The sequence below is a fragment of the Pseudanabaena sp. PCC 9330 genome, assembly GCF_055795045.1.
In genome coordinates this window covers 1-21656 of the sequence record NZ_JAYFES010000103.1, presented here as the reverse complement: position 1 = coordinate 21656, position 21656 = coordinate 1, and the positions used below count along the sequence as shown (strand labels likewise).

The 21656-nt window shown below is 58.7% G+C and carries 14 protein-coding genes; 8 read left to right on the top strand and 6 right to left on the bottom strand.

Annotated features, from left to right (window positions below; all coding sequences use genetic code 11):
- The first annotated feature begins 40 nt into the window (after positions 1–40).
- Positions 41–574, top strand: a complete 534-nt coding sequence (dps, locus tag AC0QKW_RS12570) for a DNA starvation/stationary phase protection protein Dps (RefSeq protein WP_473151417.1) — start codon at positions 41–43, stop codon at positions 572–574.
- Positions 575–707: 133 nt separating this feature from the next.
- Here dps and AC0QKW_RS12565 read toward each other — a convergent pair whose 3' ends face one another.
- Positions 708–8108, bottom strand: a complete 7401-nt coding sequence (locus AC0QKW_RS12565; protein WP_473151416.1) for a hypothetical protein — start codon at positions 8106–8108, stop codon at positions 708–710.
- A gap of 371 nt (positions 8109–8479) precedes the next feature.
- On the opposite strand from AC0QKW_RS12565, the gene AC0QKW_RS12560 reads away from it, so the two are divergent.
- The 5 genes from AC0QKW_RS12560 to petG all read left to right on the top strand — a co-directional run bounded on the left by AC0QKW_RS12560 (position 8480) and on the right by petG (position 12394).
- A complete protein-coding gene (locus tag AC0QKW_RS12560; RefSeq protein ID WP_473151415.1) occupies positions 8480–9184 on the top strand; it encodes a Crp/Fnr family transcriptional regulator in 705 nt (234 codons plus the stop codon).
- A gap of 6 nt (positions 9185–9190) precedes the next feature.
- Positions 9191–9976: a DUF2232 domain-containing protein gene (locus tag AC0QKW_RS12555; protein ID WP_473151414.1), complete on the top strand. Its 786-nt coding sequence runs from the start codon at positions 9191–9193 to the stop codon at positions 9974–9976.
- Between the two features lie 100 nt (positions 9977–10076).
- A complete protein-coding gene (gene cobT / locus AC0QKW_RS12550) occupies positions 10077–11213 on the top strand; it encodes a nicotinate mononucleotide-dependent phosphoribosyltransferase CobT (protein ID WP_473151517.1) in 1137 nt (378 codons plus the stop codon).
- Positions 11214–11252: 39 nt separating this feature from the next.
- Entirely contained in the window at positions 11253–12050 is a 798-nt protein-coding gene (locus tag AC0QKW_RS12545; protein WP_473151413.1) for a DODA-type extradiol aromatic ring-opening family dioxygenase, read from the top strand.
- Between the two features lie 230 nt (positions 12051–12280).
- A complete protein-coding gene (gene petG, locus AC0QKW_RS12540) occupies positions 12281–12394 on the top strand; it encodes a cytochrome b6-f complex subunit V (protein WP_106882944.1) in 114 nt (37 codons plus the stop codon).
- A 5-nt stretch (positions 12395–12399) separates the two neighbouring features.
- Here the strand turns inward: petG and AC0QKW_RS12535 are convergent, their stop codons facing one another.
- Together AC0QKW_RS12535 and apcB are read right to left on the bottom strand one after the other, a co-directional pair.
- Positions 12400–13644, bottom strand: a complete 1245-nt coding sequence (locus AC0QKW_RS12535) for an FGGY-family carbohydrate kinase (protein ID WP_473151412.1) — start codon at positions 13642–13644, stop codon at positions 12400–12402.
- A 90-nt stretch (positions 13645–13734) separates the two neighbouring features.
- Positions 13735–14244 carry an allophycocyanin subunit beta gene (apcB, locus tag AC0QKW_RS12530; RefSeq protein WP_473151411.1) on the bottom strand — a complete coding sequence of 170 codons (510 nt, stop codon included), beginning with the start codon at positions 14242–14244 and terminating at the stop codon, positions 13735–13737.
- A 366-nt stretch (positions 14245–14610) separates the two neighbouring features.
- Between apcB and glnA the strand changes: the two genes are divergently transcribed.
- Positions 14611–16029 carry a type I glutamate--ammonia ligase gene (gene glnA / locus AC0QKW_RS12525; RefSeq protein ID WP_473151410.1) on the top strand — a complete coding sequence of 473 codons (1419 nt, stop codon included), beginning with the start codon at positions 14611–14613 and terminating at the stop codon, positions 16027–16029.
- A gap of 283 nt (positions 16030–16312) precedes the next feature.
- On the opposite strand, the gene AC0QKW_RS12520 is transcribed toward glnA, so the two are convergent.
- Both AC0QKW_RS12520 and AC0QKW_RS12515 read right to left on the bottom strand, forming a co-directional pair.
- Positions 16313–18064, bottom strand: a complete 1752-nt coding sequence (locus tag AC0QKW_RS12520; RefSeq protein ID WP_473151409.1) for an alpha-amylase family glycosyl hydrolase — start codon at positions 18062–18064, stop codon at positions 16313–16315.
- 842 nt (positions 18065–18906) lie between these two features.
- On the bottom strand, positions 18907–19458 hold the full coding sequence (locus AC0QKW_RS12515; RefSeq protein ID WP_473151408.1) for a peroxiredoxin: 552 nt from the start codon (positions 19456–19458) through the stop codon (positions 18907–18909).
- A gap of 196 nt (positions 19459–19654) precedes the next feature.
- Between AC0QKW_RS12515 and AC0QKW_RS12510 the strand changes: the two genes are divergently transcribed.
- Entirely contained in the window at positions 19655–20623 is a 969-nt protein-coding gene (locus AC0QKW_RS12510) for an aldo/keto reductase (protein WP_473151407.1), read from the top strand.
- An 81-nt stretch (positions 20624–20704) separates the two neighbouring features.
- On the opposite strand, the gene AC0QKW_RS12505 is transcribed toward AC0QKW_RS12510, so the two are convergent.
- Positions 20705–21280, bottom strand: coding sequence for a Uma2 family endonuclease (locus AC0QKW_RS12505; protein WP_473151406.1), 576 nt, complete (start codon positions 21278–21280; stop codon positions 20705–20707).
- Between the last annotated feature and the right edge of the window lie 376 nt (positions 21281–21656).

Sequence of the window (21656 nt, the reverse complement as noted above, 5' to 3'; positions counted from 1 at the left end):
TTGGCTACAGGGCAAAATTGTTGGTAAAAAGAGAGGCCTTATGGTTGCAACTCCTGTCAAAAAAGCTGAAGCAAAGCGTCGGTTTTATCCGACCCGCATTGATATGGCGGCCAATGTGCGATCGCAGGTCTGTGAGGTTTTAAACCAAACTCTGGCCGCTACCCTCGATCTCAAAACCCAGACTAAACAGGCCCACTGGAACGTCAAAGGGATGGATTTCTTGCAGCTCCACGAGCTGTTTGACGAGCTAGCTGGCGAGCTAGAGGGCTATGTCGACATGGTGGCCGAACGGGTCACCGCCCTGGGGGGCACCGCCTTGGGTACCGCCCGTATTGCCGCTGCCGAGTCGATTTTGCCTGAGTATCCCCTCGATGCCATCGATGGCGTTGAGCATGTCACGGCTCTGGCCGAGCGCTTTGCTGCCTATGGCAAGCATGTGCGCGAAGCCATCGATACCACCGATGACCTGGGTGACGCTGACACTGCTGACCTCTATACCGAGATCTCTCGCACCATAGACATGCGGCTGTGGTTCCTCGAAGCCCACTTGGTGCAAAAGTCTGACCTCGATTAGTGCTGTTGAGGCATATCGACTTTCTGCCTCAACCATGGCAATGAGTTGAGCATCGAAGCAAGTCTGATGGGCGATCGCTGAGCCAGCTCTCTCGGGGGCAGGCTCGGCGATCGCCTCTTTTCTTTACCCCTTCCTAGACATTGAGCACCGCCAGCTGGCTTAGCAGCGGGTCGACTAGGGTTTGGTGTTTGGTGGCTAAGAGCTGCTCCATATAGTGTCGGAGTCGCTGGGCCTGATCGAGGTTAGGGACATAGACCTGGCCGCTGGGGCGGGCAAACAACGGCGTAGTCGCCAGAGTGGCCAACTCATCGGTGGCCGGGGCCAGCACTAGGGGGCCACTGGTGGCACTGGGCAACAGCCCAGGGGGCAGCCGTCCCTCTAGCAGGGCCAGCAGATGGGCTTGGCAGGCCTCCACATTGAGCCCCCGCTCGTTAAGCAGGTGCAAAATGCCGCTGAGGGGCATGGGCTGTTCGGGCAGGGTGCGCAGTATCTCCATCAGCAAAAACATGTCGCTGTACTGGTGGCGGGTCAGGTCAAGCACCTGGGGATAGCGCACCAGATTCACCAGGCCGTAGGTAACGCGGCTACAGCTGGGGGGGCGATCGCTGTGGTACGTATCTTGCACAATGGTGGCATTGGGAAACTTTTGCCGCAGCCAGCGGGCAATCTTGGGTAGCGAGGCACTGCCGCCAGTGCAAATCACCTGGTTAACGGCCTGGGTGCTCAGGTTGGCCTCACTGAGCAGCCGGTTTAGCGAGCCGTTGATACGCTGAATGTAGGGCAGAATGATGCGGTCTTCGAGATCTTTGCTGCGCACCACCCAGCGCTGGTCGGCCAGCTCTAGCTCAAACTGAGGCTGGTGCTGAAGAATAATCTTCAAATGGCGGGCGGCCTCTAGCACGCTCTGGCCCAGCAGCGAGGCCTCTAGCCGCTGGTAGAGGCGCTGGCGGCGAGCGGTATCAGGCTCTGCCGGTCGAGGCAGGTCGCAGCCGTCGAGGTCGAGGTCGGCCCACTTAGCTCCTTCTAGTTCAGGCATCGATGCCTGCCAGCTCCAGCCCGCTGTCTCGGCAGTGCGCCCAAAGCCCTCAGTGGGGCGGTGCTGGCGACACTCAATGGGGTGCAGTAGATGACAGACGATATCTAGGTCGATGGCGTCACCGGCGTAACCCATAGAATGCAGGGAAAAGTCGCTATAGGTGAGATCGCCCAAGGAGCGCGGCAGGTTGACAACGCCCACTTCGGTCACCGTGGCTCCGGCAGAAATCACCACCGTACCCCCAGTCCAGGGGCAGGCGTAGAGGGTCTGCTGCTGCATGGGCTGCCCATTGCCCTCGGGGAGCGGGGTAGCCGGGTCGGGAAGACCCGACAGCACGGCGGCGATCGCATCTTCGACAAAATAGATATCGTCAGGGTTGGCGGCCAGCCCTGCCCCCAACACCGCCTCCCGCAGGTTGAAGGTATAGGTGTCGGGCCAGTTGGCTGGGTAGCTCACCACCACCCCCCGCAGTTGGGCCATGGCTTGGGCCATGGCAGCGGTCTCTAACCCCACGGCTCCAACCGTTACTGGGGCGTCGGGGGCTAGGCCCTGGGGTAGGGTAGCCAGCAGCTCACGCAGACTATCTTGAAAGACCTGGAGCGGCAGGCGATCGCTGTCAGACCACTGAATCTGCGGCCACTGACGACTCTGCTGTCCTGGCTCGCCGCTGGGAATGCCCAGCTTCAGGTAGGGTTTGAGAGCCTTGAGCTGCACGGTGCCTTGGTCGATCGCGTCACTCTGGTCGTTGGCATTATCATCGCCCCAGGTGACCGTCAGGGCCGATGACCCCACTGACTGTACTTGGCTACGGCCCGACCCGTTGGCGGCTATCACCGTGGCCAAGGTAGGCAGCCGGAAAAATTTGTCGGCGGTAACGCCCGACATGCCGTTATCGACCCAGTAGAGGGGATGCACTTCTCCTCCCTGGCGCTCTAGCAAAACCGCCGAGAGACCGGTGGTGCCCACATCTAAGCCTAAAAACCACAGCGGGCCAGAGACCGGAGCGACGGCGGGGGAAGAGGCAGGCCGCAGAGGCTCGGCCACAGAAGGGGCAGCGGGCTGTAGCTCACTAGGGGCGACCGGTAGACCTAGCTCAGCTGGGTCTAGCACCGATGGCCCTAGGCCGCTGAGATCGGCGGTAGCTAGCTCTTCGAGGGCGGCCATCTCTGTAACTACGGCGGCTTCAGCGGGGCTGACCGCCGCCAGGGCATCAAGCCCAGAGATACTGCCGGTGGGAGCGATCGCAGCGGCTGAGATCTCAGATTCTACCGTCTCAGGCTCTAGTTCAACGGACTCAGCCTCAGGCCACTCCTCCACAGCCTCTGGGGGTAGTTCTCCCAGTTCTAACGCTAGATCTTCTGACTCTAGGGCGACGGGTTCAGCTTCAGGGGCGGGTTCCCCTAGCTCTAGCGTCCAATCCACTGTCTCTAGGTCAACGGGCTCAGCTTCAGGGGCGGGTTCCCCTAGCTCTAGCGTCCAATCCACTGTCTCTAGGTCAATGAGCTCAGTTTCAGAAGCGGGTTCCCCTAGCCCTAGAGTCCAATCTTCTGTCTTTAGGTCAACGGGCTCAGCCTCAGGGGCGGGTTCCCCGAGTTCTAGCGTCCAATCCACTGACTCTAGGTCAACGGGTTCAGCCTCAGAAGCGGGTTCCCCTAGTTCTAGCGTCCAATCCACTGACTCTAGGTCAATGGGCTCAGCTTCAGGGGCGGGTTCCCCTAGTTCTAAAGTCAAATCCACTGACTCTAGGCCAGCTTCGTCAACCTCTCCTGACTCCAAAAACTCTGCTGCGGGAGTCAAGAACAGATCTTCGCCCTCAGTGAATTGATCCAGGGCTAGTTCTTCGGGGGGTGTGAATAGATTTTCAGTGGCGTCTCTGGCTGCGATCGATGGCTCGGTCGATAGAGGTGTGGCTGTGGGCAACCACTCAATGGCCTCATCTGCCGCCGCCGCATCGCCATCCTCCACGAGGTGGTCGACAGAGGCAGGGCTATCAGATGTTGCAGCCGCCTCCGCCTCAGCCTGCCCGGCCGAAGACAGTTCAGCAAAATCATCACTCAGGAATGATATCGACTCCTGGGGGGCCGGTGTGAACTCTTCCTCAGGCTCAAGGGTCAGATCTAGATCAAAGGACTCTAGGGAAAGGCTTGGCACCGGTGCGACACCGGGGGGCAGGCTCGTATCGCCTAGCAATGAATCAAGGTTAATGAAATCAATGATGGTTTCCATTGACTCCGCTGCTGCTGCCGCCGCTGCCTGAATCGGGTCTAAGACGTCGGCGGTGTCGGCTGAGGTGGTGTCAGCTGAGGTAGGGTCGGCTGGGGCATTGGCGAACTGATTGCCAAGGTTGGCCGCGCCAGCAGCATCCAAAATATTGTCTAAGCTCAGTTCGCGCTGCCATTCGATGGAGTCGCTTGGCGAGGGCTCTAGGATCGTCTCTGAGGGTGTTAGCGGGGGTGCAGACTCCGCCGGCGACCAAAACTCCCCTAGGGTTGTCAGGCCATCTAGACTGGTGTCGTCGCCAGGTTCAGCAGCTTCGGCACTCTCGCCCTGCTCCCAGTTTAGATTGTCTGGGCTAGGGGCCGTGGGCTCTTCTTCTAGACTCAGGTTCAAGTCGTCAAGACTCAGAGACAGCGGCATCGCCGCCCCCGCAGCGGGCAGGGGGCTAGGGGGTGGTGCTGCCCCCCAGCTATCGAGCGTTAGGTCAGATTCACCTGGCAGCTGAGACTCGTTTTGACCCCAGCTATCGAGCGTTAGGTCAGATTCACCTGAGCCTTGAGGTAGAACGTCGAGGTTAAGCTCAGGTTCGCTGACGGGCTGGGGCTGGACGGGTTCCCAGCTGTCTAAATTGAGCTCAGGCTCACTCAGCGGCTGGAGCTGTTGCCAGCTGTCGCGGCTAATCTCAGGTTCACTTGATATCTGAGGCTCAGCTTGGCCCCAACTCTCTAGGGTAAGGTCGCTGGCGCTCTTAGCCTCAGGCTGGCTCAAACTGTCTAGTCTGGGGGGCTGGGCCAGGTTGAGGGATAGGTCACCTAGGCCCAGGCTCTCTAGGGTGAGGTCTGGGGCTGAGGCAGCGGGAGTATCGTCAAATGGCTCTAGCTCTGAAGGCGCTGCCGGTGGCGCTGGTTCATCGCTGAGGGCGCTACCCCAGGTATCGAACAGCTCAGCTGCGGTAGCGGGTTGATCTGACCAGGGTTGCTCAGGCAGAGGGGGCACTGAAGGGCGATCGCCGCCTAGCAAGCCCTCGATGAGTAAACTCTCGTCGGATAGATCGGACGCAGGGGTTGCCTCTGCCTGCCCCAGGGTCAGATCGCCCAGGGTGAGTCCACTGGCGGGCGGTGAAAAATCTCCTGCAGAAGCTTCATCGCCAAAGACGCTGTCGGTGCTCAGATCGTCTAAGGTGACCCCTGTAGGTGGCGGTAGCTCTGATGGTTGCAGGGGGTCGAGGGTAAGATCGCCCAGCAGGTTTTCTAAGGTCAGCGATGGCCCGGTGGCATCAATGACTGGTAGGGTCGGGGGCTGTGGCTCTACCGAGGCGGCAGGCGGGGCCGGTTCATCGGCGATCGCACCAAGATCTTCCAGGGTTAGCCCTGATTCACCGATCGCTGGTTCGCCCCCTCCAAGGCTGAGATCAAGGTCTGACAAGATCGAGGCCAGAGACAGGCTGTCTGACAAAGCTGGCCCGTCAAACAGGTCGGCCCCGCTAGGCGCCTGGCGTGATTCACGCTCTTGGCCGAGGTCAACATCACCGAAGAGATCGATGCCAGTGGTGGGTTCGACAAGCAGTTCCGGCTCACCGTCCGCAGATTCGCCGAAGAGATCAAGGCCAGTGGTGGGTTCGACAAGCAGCTCCGGCTCACCGTCCGCAGATTCGCCGAAGAGATCAAGGCCAGTGGTGGGTTCGACAAGCAGCTCCGGCTGACTAGCCGCAGATTCGCCGAAGAGATCGATGCTAGTGGTGGGTTCGATAAGCAGCTCCGGCTCACCGTCCGCAGATTCGCCGAAGAGATCAAGGCCAGTGACGGGCTCGGCGATCGCCCCCGGCTGACTAGCCGCAGATTCGTCAAATAGATTGACGGCGGATAGATCGCTATCAGGGGCGAGCTCAGCGGTGGAGAAGGTGGCCAGAGAGTCCTGATCCGGTGGCTCAACGTCTATATTTGTGGTGCTGAAGACCGACAGGTCGAGGCTGTCTAGCGGCTCGATGCCCAGCTCCCCATCGCCGACGGCCACCTCTTCTGGTGGCTCTTGAAACAGATCAAGGCCTAAGACCCCGCCGACGGAGTCATCGCTGTCGGCAGAGTCACCAGCGGAGTCTAGACTGTAGTCAGCCGGGGCTTCGGGGGCGATCGCCTCGCTGAACAGATCGGCTTCCTCAATCTCTGGAAAACTAGCCTCAGGCATCTCTGGGGCGGTCTTTGGCCAGTCTAAGGTCAATTCACCCAGGGTCTCGGCTCCGTCTTCTACGCTGGCCCCAAACAAATCTAGGGCTGGGGATGCGGCGGCATCGCCAGCGTCCACGAGTGAGTCAACAGGGCGATCGGGTTCAGAATCTACGGAAGATGCTGCCTCGAACCGGTCACCCGTTTCTGCCTCCGGCGGTAGGGAAGGGAATAACTCACCGCTGGCAGGGGTAGCAGCCACTGGGCGATCGCTGGCCAACCCCAGAGACAACCCGTCGTAGCCCATGGGCATCTCCAGGTTTTCTAGGTCTTGCTGAAGCTGGTCAACCATGGTGGCATCCATGGCCAAGTCGTAGGGAGTGGCCGTAGTCGGGAGATCGTCTTGTACTAGCAAGTCTTCCTCGGACGAGGCTGCCATAAAGCCTTCTAGGGAGTCGTCGCCATCGCTGCTGGGGCCAGCTTCGTCCGGCAGGGCTGGCAGTAGCTCGTCAAAGGAGGCGATCGCATCGGGCAGCTCAACCACTGTGGCGGTCTCCATACCAGCCATGGAGAGATTATTGTCAACCTCAAACAGGTCGTCTAGATTGTCAACTAGAGCATCCCTAGGGGCAACAGCCTGGGTCAGCAGCTCCAGGTCTTCAGGGCGGGGCAGATCGCCGCTCAGGTCGATTGCCTCTGAGGCATCGGCACCTAAGGTGTCCGAGCGATCTAAGCCCAGGTCGATGGCATCCGCGCGATCGATCGCCAAAAAAGCATCCAAGGGGTCTACGGCATCAGACGCATCTGAGGCTAACCGATCTAGATCGTCCCCTAGCTCTGCACCCGCAGCAGCTTGGGTCAGGTCATCGGTGGCGTCGACCAAAAAGCTCCCAAACAGGCTTTGGTAGAGATCGTCGAGGGCTGAGTCAGAGGTTAGACCAGCCTCAGTCACTTCAGAGCGAATGTCTTGGGCTAGGGTCTCGGGCAGTGATACTGCTGGCAATGGGTCAGCCGCTGGTGCCTCCAGACTTTCTAACAGCTGCAAGTCTAGGGGCTGAAGATTTTCCTCGTCTTCGGCGGTCAGATCACCGTCTAGCTGCATCTCGGTAATTTCATCTTCAATTTGCAGCAGCGTAATCTCGTCATCATCTAGATCAAGGCCTAGGGCTTCAAACGCCAAATCTGTATCTAGCTCAGAAGCTAGGCCTGCCGACAGAGCCGCTTCCTCTGAGGCAAAGGCTTGGGACGCAGAAATTTCGGGCGTAGAGGTAGTCGGGCTAGACTGGGGCAACTCTCGCCGCTGGGCCGACTCCAGGTAGGTCAGGGTGTCTGGGTTGATCTGCTGCCCCAAATGGCTGACCAGGGCGCTAAACATCAACTCGCCCTGCTGCCCCAGGGTATGCATCTGGTTGAGCCCCTGGTTGAGTGAGTTTTGATAGGCGTAAATGTTTTCTTGCAGGGTGCTAAAAACCGTGCGCAACGACTGGTCAAGCCCCAGCATGAGCTGATCAGACTGAGCCTGAAGCTGCTTTAAAAACTCCAGCCGCTGGGCGGGTGTTAGCTCTGGGATGGCACCGTAGCCATCGTCAGGAGCCTGGGTCAGCCCGTAGGCATTGGCGGTAGCGAGCTCTAGGCGCTGCACCGACTGGCTCACCTGCGCACCCAGGTGAGCCTCTAGCTCTCGGGTCATCCGTTGTAGGGCGGCATCCCAACTGGGGGGCAGCTGGTGCAGGGCCGCACCCTGATCGATTTGCATCCGCTGCTGCTGGAGCTGCTGCACCTCTTGCAGCAGCAGCTCGCGCTGCTCCCGCAGGGTGGCGACCTCATGGCGCAGCGGGTCGAGAATTTGCATCGTCTGACTGCGCAGATACTGCATCTCTTGCAGCAGCGCCTTGAGCACCTGACTAGCGTTGGCGCTGGTGGGGTCTGCGGGCAGACTACCCGCCTCTGGCGTGGGTTGAGCCGCAGCGGCCTTGACCTCTGCCAGACAAGCCCGTGCCCGCGCCAGCAGCTGGCGCTGATTGGCGTCGTTCGACATCACCCAGGGTAGCCTGGGTGCGGCTTCCCCTAAAATTGAGTCGATTTCAGCTACCAGAGCTTCCAGTTCATCCTGATGCACGGCTTCCCCTTTGCTTACCTTTCCCCAGCGATTGACAAAGTGTATGTCAGGCGGCTCTAAAAATCATCACAGCAGAGCCCACTGGTGTTGTTTCTCAACATCGCCCCGGCTTACCCGAGCTAGGCTCCCAAAGCCAGCCCTAAGGTAGATGCCAGTGAGTCGGCTCGCCTAGGGCGATCGCCCCAGGCAGCGCCGGAGAGAATGATATAGTGCTAACACTTTACTAATGTAATGCCGTTGGCCCACTCATCCGGCTAGCGCATCAGTACCATAGCCAGCCAAGATTTTTTATCTCTACCCTGGGCTAGGATGGGTGCGACTGATTTTAATATCACTAACTTAAACAAAAATAATTAATGTTGGGGTGATTAATGGATTCTCGCTACAACCCTAGGGATGCGGATGCCGATCTTAGGTTAATTCGGTCTGCAATCCTGTTTCAGGATCTACCTGAGGAAGCTGTAGTTGAAGCCACTAGCCATGTGGTGTCTCGTCGGCACCCAGCCAACCAGGTCATCCTGCTAGAAAATGACTGGGGGTCATCGGTTTATTTTATTTTGGATGGGTGGGTTAAGATTCGCACCTACAACCTCGACGGTAAAGAAGTCACGCTCAATATTTTGGGCAAGGGCGAGCTGTTCGGCGAAATGGCTCCCCTAGAAGAGGTTCCCCGCTCCACCGATGTGATTACCCTGGTGCCCACGGTAATTGGCAGCATGCCCGCCAGTGATTTTGTGAAGCTGCTCAATACCCAGCCCCTAGCCGGTATTCATCTCTCTCGGCTGATGGCACGACGCCTGCGCCAGGTCAACCGCCGCCTACGGCTGCGCGAGTCTGACAGTACCTCACGGGTAGCCGATATTATTCTTTTTTTGGCCGATGGGCAGGGGCAGCCTGTGGCCGGTGGCATTGAGATTCCTAACCTGCCCCATCGCGAGCTGAGCAGCCTCAGCGGTCTGGCGCGCGAGACGGTGACCCGAGTGCTGAGTAAGCTAGAGAAGAAAGGGCTGATCGTGCGGGAAAAAGACCTAATGAGTATTCCCGACATCAATGCCTTAGAACGTCTGCTGGTTTAGCCATCCATGAGTCATTCCCCTGATCCGACCCCTGGGGCTCAGCCTGTGCCCCAGGTCGAAGCCGATGCCAACGACTTCGATGGGCTAGAGACCTACTTAGACTATCGCGCTGCCGAAGCCGAGGCTGAGCGGCCAGACATGGCCCATCGACTCAAGTCTGGCCCCCTGGCCATGGTCGAGACGGCATTTTTAGCCAGTACCGCAGCGCTGATCTGGCTGGTGAATACCTATTTTCCGCCGGGGCCAATTTTGCGCATGCTGTTTCCGCTGCCCACGGCGCTGGTGTATCTGCGCTGGGGGCCTCGAGCTGCCTGGATGTCGGCGCTGGTGTCGGGGCTGCTGCTGTCGGTGCTGATGGGGCCGCCCCGCAGCCTGCTGTTTTTAATGCCCTACGCACTGCTAGGGGTACAGCTGGGCTTTTTTTGGCTCAGGCGGGCTAGCTGGTACTGGTCGATCGCCGTGGGGTCGCTGTTGGGCACGGTGGGCTTTTTCTTTCGGCTTTGGCTGTCGTCGGTGCTGGTGGGAGAAGACCTGTGGGTGTACCTCACCACCCAGGCCAGCCAGATGCTGAACTGGGGGCTAGAGCGGCTGGTGGGCTTGGGTGTGCTGAATGTGGGGGTGCTCGGTCAGGCCAATGTGGAGGCTGTGCAACTGCTGGCGCTGGTGTCGGTCATCGCCAGCAATGTGGTGTACCTTTTTACAGTTCACTTGGCCGCATGGCTGCTGCTGGGGCGGCTGGGGGCCAAGCTGCCCGACCCACCAGGGTGGGTGCAGGATCTCTTAAAAGATTGATCCCTAAAACGAAAGTGCTGGGCAGTGCTCCAATTTGAGCAGCCCAGCGTAGCGATCGCCGCGCTGAGCGACCCCAGCCCCTCACCCCACTGCCATGGCCCTGATTAAGACCTATACCCTTCCCCAGCAGGGTCAAGCCTGGATTGATCAAGTGCAAGGGTTGCGGCCAACGCTGGTGCTGACCCTGGGGTTTACCCAGACCGGGCTGATCGAGGGAATCTCGGCGGCAGGGGCGACCCCTGGCGATCGCCGCTACACTGCCCTGGCCGACGCCGAGTTTATGGTCAACGGACTGACCCCAGCACCCCAATATCCCCTGCCGCCGCTCCAGTCTGGGGCATCGCCGGCACTGATTTCTAGAGCCATCCTCGCCAGACAGCAGATTCCCCTGATCGTTTTAAATGCGGGCTTGCCTTTGCCCCCACCGGTGCCCTCTCTCGATCTGGGCGGTAAGCCTGCTCAATGTCTCAGCACCGGGTCGGCTCTGCCGATTGAAACGGTGCGTCACCTCTGGCACCAGGGCTTAGCCCAGGGAGAAGCCTGGGCCGCTGACAACAATGGCTATCTCCTGCTAGGGGAGTGCGTGGTGGGGGGCACGACGACGGCCCTGGGCGTGCTCACCGGGCTGGGGGTCGAGGCGGGCGATCGCGTTAACAGCAGCCACCCCACCTGTAATCACGGCCAAAAACAGGCCCTGGTAGCCCAGGGGCTGACCCTAGCTAGACTAGCGGCCCAGCCTCAGCCCCTCGCGGTAGTGGCGGCGGTGGGCGACCCGATGCAGCCGGTGGTGGCGGGCCTGGCCCTGGCCGCCAGTCGCACTCGACCTGTACTGCTGGCGGGGGGCACGCAGATGTTGGCAGTCTACGCGCTGATGGTGGCTCTGGCAGAGGCCGAAGGGTGTGATTGGAACCCTCACAATGTGGTGGTGGGTACGACCCGCTGGGTAGCAGAAGATGCCACTGGGGATACGGTGGGTCTAGCAGAACTAACCAAAGCCTGTCTGATGGCGACGCAGCTCTCGTTTGAGCACTCGCAGTTTGAAGCTCTGCGGGCCTACGAACGAGGGTTTGTGAAGGAGGGCGTGGGGGCAGGGGGCTGTGCGATCGCCGCCTCGCTCTACCAAAACTGGGGCCAGGGGGAGCTATTGGGAGCGATCGAAACTCTACTAGCACAAAGATCTCAGGGCGATAAATCTCAGGGTTCTAGCCCAGGTTCAGGTTTAGATCAGAGCTGTTAAGCCAAAAAACAGTTTGATGAAGTCATTACCTTACACAAGATGAAATCATTACCTCGCGCAATATTTATCTCCCATGGTGGTGGGCCGCGGCCGCTGCTAAAAGATCCGGGCCACCATCAAATGGTGTCCTGCCTGCAAGAAATAGCTGCAAGCATTCCCCGACCAGATGCCATTCTGGTGGTCAGTGCCCATTGGGAAGAACGGGTGCCTACCATTACGGCGCAAAGCAAGCCCCAGCTGATCTATGATTACTACGGGTTTCCTCCAGAGTCTTACGAAATTCAATATCCTTGCGCGGGTGAACCTTCCTTGGCTCGCGAGGTTTATCGCCTGCTTAAAAACCGCGAAATTGACGCCCAACTAGATGAGTCAAGAGGTTTAGACCACGGTGTTTTCGTGCCTCTCAAGATCATGTATCCAGAGGCCGATATTCCCTGTATTCAGCTGTCTCTAGTCAATACCCTCGACGCTTCTTTCCACATTGAAATCGGGAATGCGCTCCAGAAACTTGTAGACCAAAACGTTCTGATCATCGGCTCAGGATTCTCGTTTCACAACCTCAAGGCATTTTTTGCCCCAGATAACCCCGACTCTTTTCAGCTCAACGAGTCGTTTGAAAAGTGGCTGCAAAAAGTATGCACTGATCATGATCTCCCAGAGCACACAAGGCGTGAACTCTTGATTAACTGGGCCGAGGCTCCAGGAGCACGCTTCTGCCACCCTAGAGAAGAGCATCTTTTGCCTCTCCACATGTGTTATGGGGTTGCTCAAACGCCTTGCTCTGAGCTATATGAAGTCACAATTATGAATAAAAAATCGAGTATGTATCTGTGGTGATCTGGCTGCTAACAAACTGTTACGGACGACGGCGATCAATCCCGAAGCGCTCGCTGGAGGGTAGCTCTCTTGGGTCAAAGATAGGGACTTGATCGACCAGGCAAATCTAGATATCGTCTGGCTACCACTGTGGCAAAGGGCCGCGATCGCATCGAGAATCTGCCCCCTGGGTGAGAGATTGATGCTATGGTTGAGTCTATAGAATTTTTGTTGAGTTTAGGAGTTTAGCTGTGGTTGAGCCGTTACTCAGTGGCATCGTTTTAGGGCTGATCCCTGTTACTTTGGCTGGCCTGTTTGTCGCCGCCTACCTGCAATATCGTCGGGGCAACCAGTTCGACCTCTAGGTTAGCTAGCCTAATGCCAGATAGGCACTACCCACCGCCGCCTCAGTTGAGGCGGCGTTTTTAATGGGTACAGGCATCAGACGGTGGCGAATTTGTCGCCAGGTGTCATTGGCGGCCCCGCCCCCGGCGGTGTAGATCTGCCGCAGAGGAGTAGCGCCCAGTTCTGCTAGCAGTGCGTAGCCCCGCTGCTCAATGCGGGCAATGCCCAGCAGCAGCCCGTGGAGAAAGGCGGCGTCATCTTGGGGGCGGGGGGTGAGTCGGGGTGCTAGGTCGGGGTCGTTGATGGGGAAGCGTTCGCCAGGCTTCAGCAGGGGGTAGTAGTCTAGCTCCGTGGGCCGGGTGGGGTCGATGCGATCGCTCAGCCGCACCAACTCCTCTCGACTAAAGTAATGCTCTAGCACCGCGCCGCCGCTGTTAGAAGCGCCGCCCACCAGCCAGCGATCTCCCAGCCGATGGCTGTAAAGGCCGTACTCGCCCGCATCTACCCGCACATCGCTCAGCAACTTAATCACCAGGGTAGAGCCCAGGGAGGTGACGCCATCCCCCGAAGTGCTGGCTCCGCTGGCGAGAAAAGCGGCAATGCTGTCGGTGGTGCCTGCCACTACCTGGCACTGGGGAGCAAGGCGAAACTGCTGGGCGATCGCTGCCGTCACCGGCCCGATGACCTCTCCCGGAGCTACCACCCGAGGCAGCACCCGGCTCCAGGGCTGCCCCAGCATGGTTTGGGGGTAGCGCAGTTCTCCCACGTCGTAGCCCAGCTTAAGGCTGTTGTGGTAGTCGCTGATGCCCCACTGCCCGTGGAGATGGGCGGCTAGCCAGTCGGCCTGGTGCAGCAGATAGGCGGCTCGACGCCAAGAGTCTTGGGACAAAGTCTGGTGCCACCAGACCAGTTTGGCCAGGCTGGCGGTAGCGCTGGCGGCGGGGTTGTCAGGGGGGACGATCTGAAGGACGGTCGCCAGCGCGTCCCGGCAGGGATGGTTGTAGAGCAGCGGTGCCGTCAGGGCTTGCCCGGTGCGATCGCACAGCAGCACCGTGGCCGAGGTGCCGTCGATCGCCACCCGCCCCACCTGTGCTCGAATATCCTCGGGCAGTTCTCCTAAAACAGTAAATAGCGCTTGCCGCCAGTTCTCTGGGGCAGGGAGATCTGGGTAGCTATCGCGATACTCCCAACCCAAATGCCGCTGTGGGTCAACCACAGCGGCACGCACCCCAGAGGTGCCAAAGTCAATGCCAAGGGCGAGAGCGGTCACAGAGAGAGTGCTCCTGAAACTCAAAACCCCTCTCCCTAGGGAGAAGGGTAGGGTGAGGGCTCAAGGCCGACCGGGAGCAGGGAAAGTCCCCTAGACGCTAATTTCGCTGAGGGAGCGGCTGACATAATCGAAGGGATAGTCGACCACAGACGGATCGGTGACACCAACTTCTAGAGCCTTGGCCTTGACAATGTCTTTCATCAGCTGAATGCCGATGACGGTGGGGCCAATGGGCACGCCCAAGGAGTTGTAGGTCTCCCGCAGGCCGGTGAGCACGCGCTCGTCGAGCACGTCGGGGTTGCCCGCCACCAGGGCATAGCTGCTATAGCGCAGGTAGTAGTCCATATCGCGTAGGCAGGCGGCGTAGCGACGGGTGGTGTAGGCGTTGCCACCGGGGCGAATCAGCTCGGGCACCTGGGCAAACAGAGTTACCCCGGCTTCTTTGACGATGCCAGCGGCGTTGGCGCTGATGACCGCCGCCACCTTGATGCGATCGAGGCCACTATCGAAATAGGACTTGATGGAGTCTAGGGCGCTGTTGTCGAGGTAGCGTCCGGTGTTGTCGTAGGTCTTAATTAGCGTGGTGACAGCGTCCCGCATAGGTGGTTTCTCCCAACTCTCACTTGGCAAACAGCATTTTATAAACGGCGGCAACTTGGGGTCGCCTAAATGGCGGCAACCTCGGGTCGCTCACCCCTGGTCAGAGGCTCTAAATCCCTATGAACTCCAGGCTTTATTTCTCGAAGAAGTTTACCATGGGGGCCTAACCCCTGGGTTGCCCAAGCCTCCCGAAGCAGAGGGTTTATGAGTAAATTGTTACAAAACATCATGATTGCTGCTGGGGCTTTTGTTGCCATTCCCTGACAAAAGGTAGTAGCTGATACAAAATGGGCGAACCCCACTTCCTAGGATAGTTCAGACGGATTTTCCCGCAGTTAGAACGCTAAAGAGGCTAAGGAGTAGTTCATGGCAACCCCCGCAGACATCCTGAAATGGATTGAGGATGACGGCATTGAGTTAATCGACCTGAAATTTATCGACATGCCCGGCATCTGGCAGCACCTCACCCTGCACAAGAGCCAGATTGACGCCAGCAGCTTTACCGATGGGGTAGCCTTCGACGGCTCCAGCATTCGCGGCTGGAAGGCCATCAACGAGTCGGACATGATGATGGTGCCCGACCCCGACACCGCCTGGATCGACCCCTTCATGGCGGAGCCGACCCTGAGCATGATCTGCACCATCAAAGAGCCCCGCACCGGCGAACTCTACTCTCGCTGCCCCCGTGCGATCGCAACTAAAGCGATCGAATACCTCAAGTCCACCGGTCTAGGCGACACCGCCTTCTTCGGCCCCGAAGCTGAGTTCTTCATCTTCGACGACGTGCGCTTCGACCAAACTGAGCACTCGGCCTACTACTACGTCGATAGCGTCGAGGGCCGTTGGAACACCGGTCGGGTTGAAGAGGGCGGCAACCTCGGCTACAAGCCCCGCTACAAAGAGGGCTATTTCCCCGTGGCCCCCACCGACACCTCCCAAGACATGCGCAGTGAAATGCTGCTGACCATGGCCAAGCTGGGCGTGCCCATCGAGAAGCACCACCACGAAGTAGCTACCGGCGGCCAGTGCGAGCTGGGCATTCGCTTTGGTCGGCTGATCGAAGCCGCCGACTGGCTAATGATCTACAAGTACTGCATTAAGAACGTCGCCAAGAAGTGGGGCAAGACCGTCACCTTCATGCCCAAGCCCCTGTTCAACGACAACGGCTCCGGCATGCACACCCACCAGTCGATCTGGAACAACGGTGAGCCTCTGTTTGCGGGCGATCGCTACGCCGGTCTGAGCCAGATGGCCCTGTGGTACATCGGTGGCATTCTCAAGCACGCCCCCGCTCTGCTGGCGCTGACCAACCCCACCACCAACTCCTACAAGCGTCTGGTGCCGGGCTTTGAGGCTCCCGTGAACCTGGCCTACTCCCAGGGCAACCGCTCCGCTTCGGTGCGCATTCCCCTCTCCGGCGACAACCCCAAGGCCAAGCGCCTAGAGTTCCGCTGCCCCGATGCTACCTCCAACCCCTACCTGGCCTTTGCCGCTATGCTCTGTGCGGGCATCGACGGCATCAAGAACCAGATCGATCCCGGCGACCCGCTAGATGTAGACATCTATGACCTCAGCCCCGAGGAGCTGGCAAAGATTCCTTCGACCCCCGGCTCGCTGCTGGATGCTCTCAAGGCCCTGGAAGCTGACCACAGCTTCTTGACTGATACGGGCGTGTTTACCGAAGACTTCATCAGCAACTGGATCGAGTACAAGCTCGATAACGAAGTCAACCCCATGCGTCTGCGGCCCCACCCCTACGAGCTGGCCCTCTACTACGATTGCTAGAGTCGGTATCTCATACCGAATCTGAGTTCTGTACCCCCGCTTTATAGGGGCATTGCAGTGCAATGCCCCTGCTGATTCCAAATCAGGGTGATAGGACTCGGATTTGGTACAAGCAGATTTCCCTCACGGTAGGCATTGCCCACCGTGAGGGAAACTTTTTTAAACGACGTCCAGGCAATAGTTGTCTGACCGTTTCTACCAATCGTCCATGCCGCTGACGCGGCACCCCCAACGATGAAAAGCTGGGCTATTTTTAGAGCAGACTCCCCTTGAGATGCTCAGACTACAGCAGCGTGGGCATGGTGTCGTCGTGGGCGGAGTTGGGTTTATTGGTGATCCACACCGACTGGTAGGGGGCTAGCTCGTAAACGGCGCGATCGTCTGTAAAACGGTGGCCACTGATCAGGTCGTACCAGTCATCGGTGCTGACCAGGTTGAGATCGCTCAGCCGCAGCTCTTGAGGCTGGTCACTGAGGTTATGCACCGAAAAAATACTCTGGTCGCGGGTCAGGCTCTGCCGCCAAAAGGCGAACAGGGCAGGGTTCATCGGGTGCAGGGTGTACTGGGTGGCGTTGGGGTGAAAGGATGTCTGCTGACGGCGAATCTTGATCAGCCGCTTGAGTTCTGCTAACACCTTAGCGTGGGCGGTAGTGGGGTCAGCTAGGTTTTTCTCTAAGGTTTCCAAGTCCCACTTGTAGCGGTTGATGGTGCGGTTGTGGCCCGTTTGCTCTACGCCCTCGGTGTAGTTGTGGGTGGCCAGCAGGCTGTGGATGTAGAAGGCGGGAATCCCTTCCAGCGCCATCATGATCGTCTGAGAGCAGATAAAGCGCTCCACCTGCCACTGGTCTTCGCCTTTGACCGTGCCCTTGAGGGCGTCAAACAGCGAGATGTTGATCTCGTAGGGCGACTCGGTGCCGTCGGGGCGGCTGCGCATGCTAATTTTGCCGCCGAAGTTGCGCATGGCGGCGATCAGCTGCTCGTACTCATCCGCCGCCAGCAGCCCCTCGGCGGGGCGCATACCGATGCCGTCGTGGGAGGCGGTGAAGTTGAAGTAGGCGCAGCCGATGGGGGCGGGCGGCATACTCATCATCCAGGTTTTGAGGTGGTCTGAGCGGCCCTGCATGAGCGCATTCAGCAGCAGCGGTGGCAGGCTGAAGTTGTAGATCATGTGGGCTTCGTTGCGATTGCCAAAGTAGCTCAGGTTCTCGCGGTTGGGCACGTTGGTCTCGGTGATCAGCGCAATGCCGGGGTCAACCAGCTGCAAGATCTCGCGAAACAGGCGCACCACGGCGTGGGTTTCGGGCAGGTGCATGCAGTTGGTGCCCTGCTTTTTCCACAAAAAGCCCACCGCATCGAGGCGAATGTAGCGTGCCCCGGCCTCGACGTAGGCGAGGATAATCTTGACGAACTCGATCAGCACGTCGGGGTTCTCGAAGTTGACGTCGATCTGGTCAGCGCTGAAGGTGCTCCACACATACTTTTTGCCCTCGGCGGTCTCGACCGGGGTGAGCAGGGGTGAACTGCGGGGGCGTACCACCTGGGAGAGATCTTCGCTGGGGTCGGCGGTGATGAAGTAGTTGCGACCGGGGAGTTCGTTCTCTTTGAACTGCTGGAACCACTCGTGCTCGCTGGAGATGTGGTTGATCACCAGGTCGGCCATCAGGTTGAAGTGGGTGGCAATGCGCTTGATGTCTTCCCAGTTGCCCAGCTCACTGTTGACCTTGAGATAGTCGATGATGGCAAAGCCGTCGTCAGAGCTGTAGGGGAAGAAGGGCAGAATGTGGACGCCGGTAATGGTGTCCTCCAGATGAGTTTCTAAAAATTCTGCTAGCACGGAGAGGGGTGCCCGCTGGCCGTCGCAGATGCTGTCGCCGTAGGTGATCAGCAGCACGTTGTTGTGGTTCCACTTTTTGAGATCTTCGCGGCCTGAGGGACAGAGGGTGTCTTTGATCAGGGCAAAGATTTTGGTGGTCAACCACTCGGCAGTTTCAGGGGGGTAGACCTTCTCTAGAAGGGGTTTGATGTTGTTAGTCACGCGACTTAACGGTGGGCTAGGGGGGGCAATATCTGGTTTATTTTCTAGCTTATTTATAGAGTAATTTTGAGAGAGGGCCGCAGGGGCTAGGTTGCTGCCGGGCTGGGGGGCAGGTTTTGTAGAACGGTTTTGAGCTAGGGTCATATCAACCTACAGTCTTCGGTAGTTGTTTACGGTAGTCTTGGCAGCAAAAAGCAGCGGCTAGGGTGAGAGATCTCGGCGATCGCCTTTGCTTTAGGGGTGTGCAGCTCTCTCCGGCTCGATTGAGCCGACTCAGGAATAGATGGCAGATTTTCCCAGCCGGTGTGGCCTCTAGGCTTCAAAGCCTCCGCTAGCGGAGCATGGGCAATCTAACCCAAGCATTCCCCATGAAGCAGCGGGAACGCTTGAGTCGGTAGCCGGAGTCAGTGCTGCGGTGAGCGGTGAGAATGCTGGCGGCTGGCGCTGGGTGAGCGTCTAATGCTGGGCTGCGATTTCCCTAGTGACAACTTTCAGGTTGATGAGTCGGATAAATGCTAGTGAGAAAAAGCCAGGAGCCTTTCCCATGGATGCCGTCCTGATACTTCTGATGGTGGCATAGGCTACCTGCTTGCATCAGCGCTATTCCCGGAAGTTCATCGCTTTTTAGGTATTTTTCCTGAGTCTTCACAAACCCTTAAGCACAGGCCTTAAAAGCTCAGGCGACTTCTATGAAAGAAGACGCCCCCATGGAGGGGCGCAGGGCCTGCGCCCTCGGGAGGAAGCAAAATCTTTGGGTATTTTCTTTGTCAGAATTGTCATAAGGCGACTTCTAGCAAAAAGAGTCCCCAATGGTGGGCACTATCCACCCTATGGTTGCCGCTCTATGCGTCCTGCTGCAATTCGTCTAGCGCTGCGAGCACTTCCTGGCTGTGGATCACCGGCTGCACGCCCAGGAATCGGGCCTGCATAGTGCCGTCGGGGCCAACAATGTAGGTGTGGCGCAGCGACATGGCCCCCAGCCAAGATCCGTAGGCCTTACTCACGGCCCCTTTGGGGTCAGACAGCAGGGGAAACTCTAGCCCCTCGGCATCGCAAAACTCGGCGTGAGACTCAACACTGTCGGCGCTGATGCCAATCACCTGGGCGTTGCGGGCTTTATAGGCGTCAATATCGCGCTGAAACCGCTGGGCCTCAACGGTGCAGCCCGAGGTAAAGTCGCGAGGGTAGAAATAGAGCACCACCCATTGGTTGCGGTAGTCGGCCAAGGAGATCTCGCCATCGCCTGCGTTGGTCGGTAGGGTAAAGTCGGGCGCTGGCTCTCCCAGGGGAATTTGAACTCCTCCCAGGGCCAGGGCTGGCAGGGGAGACACCACCCAGCTGAGGCAGACTAGGCAAAGCCCTAAAACAGCTTGCAGCAGGTGGCGACGGTTCATGGCAGACAATCTCTCTCTCGAATGATTCTGAAGGCTGTTTACTAAAGTTTACAATATGACAAGCCTCATCTAAGCCCGGAAGCGGAGTTGCGCTGGTGGAAGCACTACAGGTTCCGATTTGGACTTGATATATCGTCTTTTGCTTCTGTTGTAGCCGCTGCCTTCTTTCTGTCCCCACTGCCCCTGGAGTCTGCCCATGCCCCCTATCACTGACCTGCAAACTGTGACCCTTGGCCCTAATGGCCCTACCGTGCCCGCCCTGGGCGTCGGGACCTGGGCCTGGGGTGACTCGCTCTTTTGGGATTATGGCAAGGCCTACAGCGATCGCGATCTCGAAGCCGCCTTTGCAGCTTCCCTAGAGGCCGGGCTGACCCTGTTTGACACCGCCGAAATCTATGGCTTTGGCCAGTCAGAGCAGTTAATTGGCCGTTTTATGCAGCAGCACCCAAGTCAGGCGGTGGTGGCGACCAAGTACTTTCCGCTGCCCTGGCGATTTTCAAAGCAGTCGGTGGCCGATGCCTTGGCCGCCAGCCTCGATCGCCTTCAGGTGGCCTCGGTGGCCCTCTACCAGGTGCACTGGCCCCTCGACTTTTTGCTCAGCCAAAAAGACCTGATGCAGGCGCTGGCGGCAGAGGTGAAGCGGGGTCGCATTGGGGCAGTGGGGGTGAGCAACTATTCGGCCCAGCAAATGCGGACGGCCCACGGGTATCTGGCCGAGCAGGGGGTGCCCCTGGCGGTCAACCAGGTGCAGTACTCGCTGCTGCACCGCACCCCCGAGACCAACGGTGTGATCGAGACGGCCCGGCAACTGGGGGTGACGATTTTGGCCTACAGCCCCCTGGCCCAGGGGCTGCTGACGGGCAAATATACCCCCGAGGCCAACCTCAAGCCCGCCGGAGCCCGCTGGCTCGACCCGCGCTTTAGCCAACAGGGCCTGACCAAGCTGATGCCAGTAATTGAGGCGCTAAAGGAGATTGGGGCCAGGCACGATCGCACCCCGGCCCAGGTGGCCCTCAACTGGCTGGTGGCCCAGGGCAACGTCATGCCCATTCCTGGCGCTAAAAATGCTGGTCAGGCGGCTCAAAATGCCGGTGCCCTAGGCTGGGCCATGGCGGCAGATGAGGTCGAAACCCTGAGTCAGCTTACCCAACGCTCAGCCAGCTAGAGCATCTATGGGTTTATAGATCACCACACCCACGCGATCGATGTGGTCTACGATGGCCTGCTGATCTAGGCGATCGCAGCCCTACCCCAGCGCCAGCATGACCTCAGCCGTCAGCGCCCAGTCGGGAAAGCTAGGCGACACCACTACCGCTTCCCCGGCAAAGGTGGCCTCGCTATAGCCCTGGGCGGTCAAGCTCAACACCGTCACCTGGCCCACCACCGGGTCGAGAATCCAATATTCAGGAATGCCGCGCCACTCATACTGGTTGCGCTTTTCTAAATAGTCGCGGCGGCGATTTTCGGCTCCGGGGCTGACCACCTCGACCACCAGCAGGGGTGGGGCCATCTCTAGGGTGATGGCGGCCTGGCCTAGCTCGCGCATTTGCTCAGGGTGCTCGGGCCGCAAGACTGTGAGGTCGGGATAGCGATTTTTGGGCTGTCCTGGTGTGGCGATCGCCACACCCTGGAGGCGAATTTGCTGCATATCGACAACGGACTTGAGGGCTTCGTAGAGCCGCATTGCCCGATACAGATTTTCATCAGACTCTGGCGGCATTTCAACCAGTTCTCCGTTGGTGAGTTCGTAGTAGCCTTCGACCTCCTGGGCATAGGCGAGAAAGTCGCTAAAGGTGTTGAGCTGGGGTTGAGTTTGTACCACGGGCGATCACCTGCTGCTCGATGCCATTATTTTATCGGCTTACCGGGTGTGCTTTTTGTGAGGGACTTGGTCTAGCAGATACCAGCTCTGCTAGACAACCTGGTATCTGCTCCTATAGGAGCACGGAGATCGGGCGCGACTGTCGTTGGGGTCGGCGTAACTCTGGGTATGGATGATTTGATAGTGCTCTCTTGCAGTTGCAGACCAAAAGCTGCTGGATAAGCACCCATTCAAATGCCTTATCCAGCATAATTGACGGATAAAACCCCCTCTGTCAGGGAGCAGGGTAAGCGCAAGAAAACTATCGAGACATTGTGCTAGGTTGCGAGCCCTGCAGCAAGGACAGTGAGCATGTAGTCAGGACTCATTGAGGCTC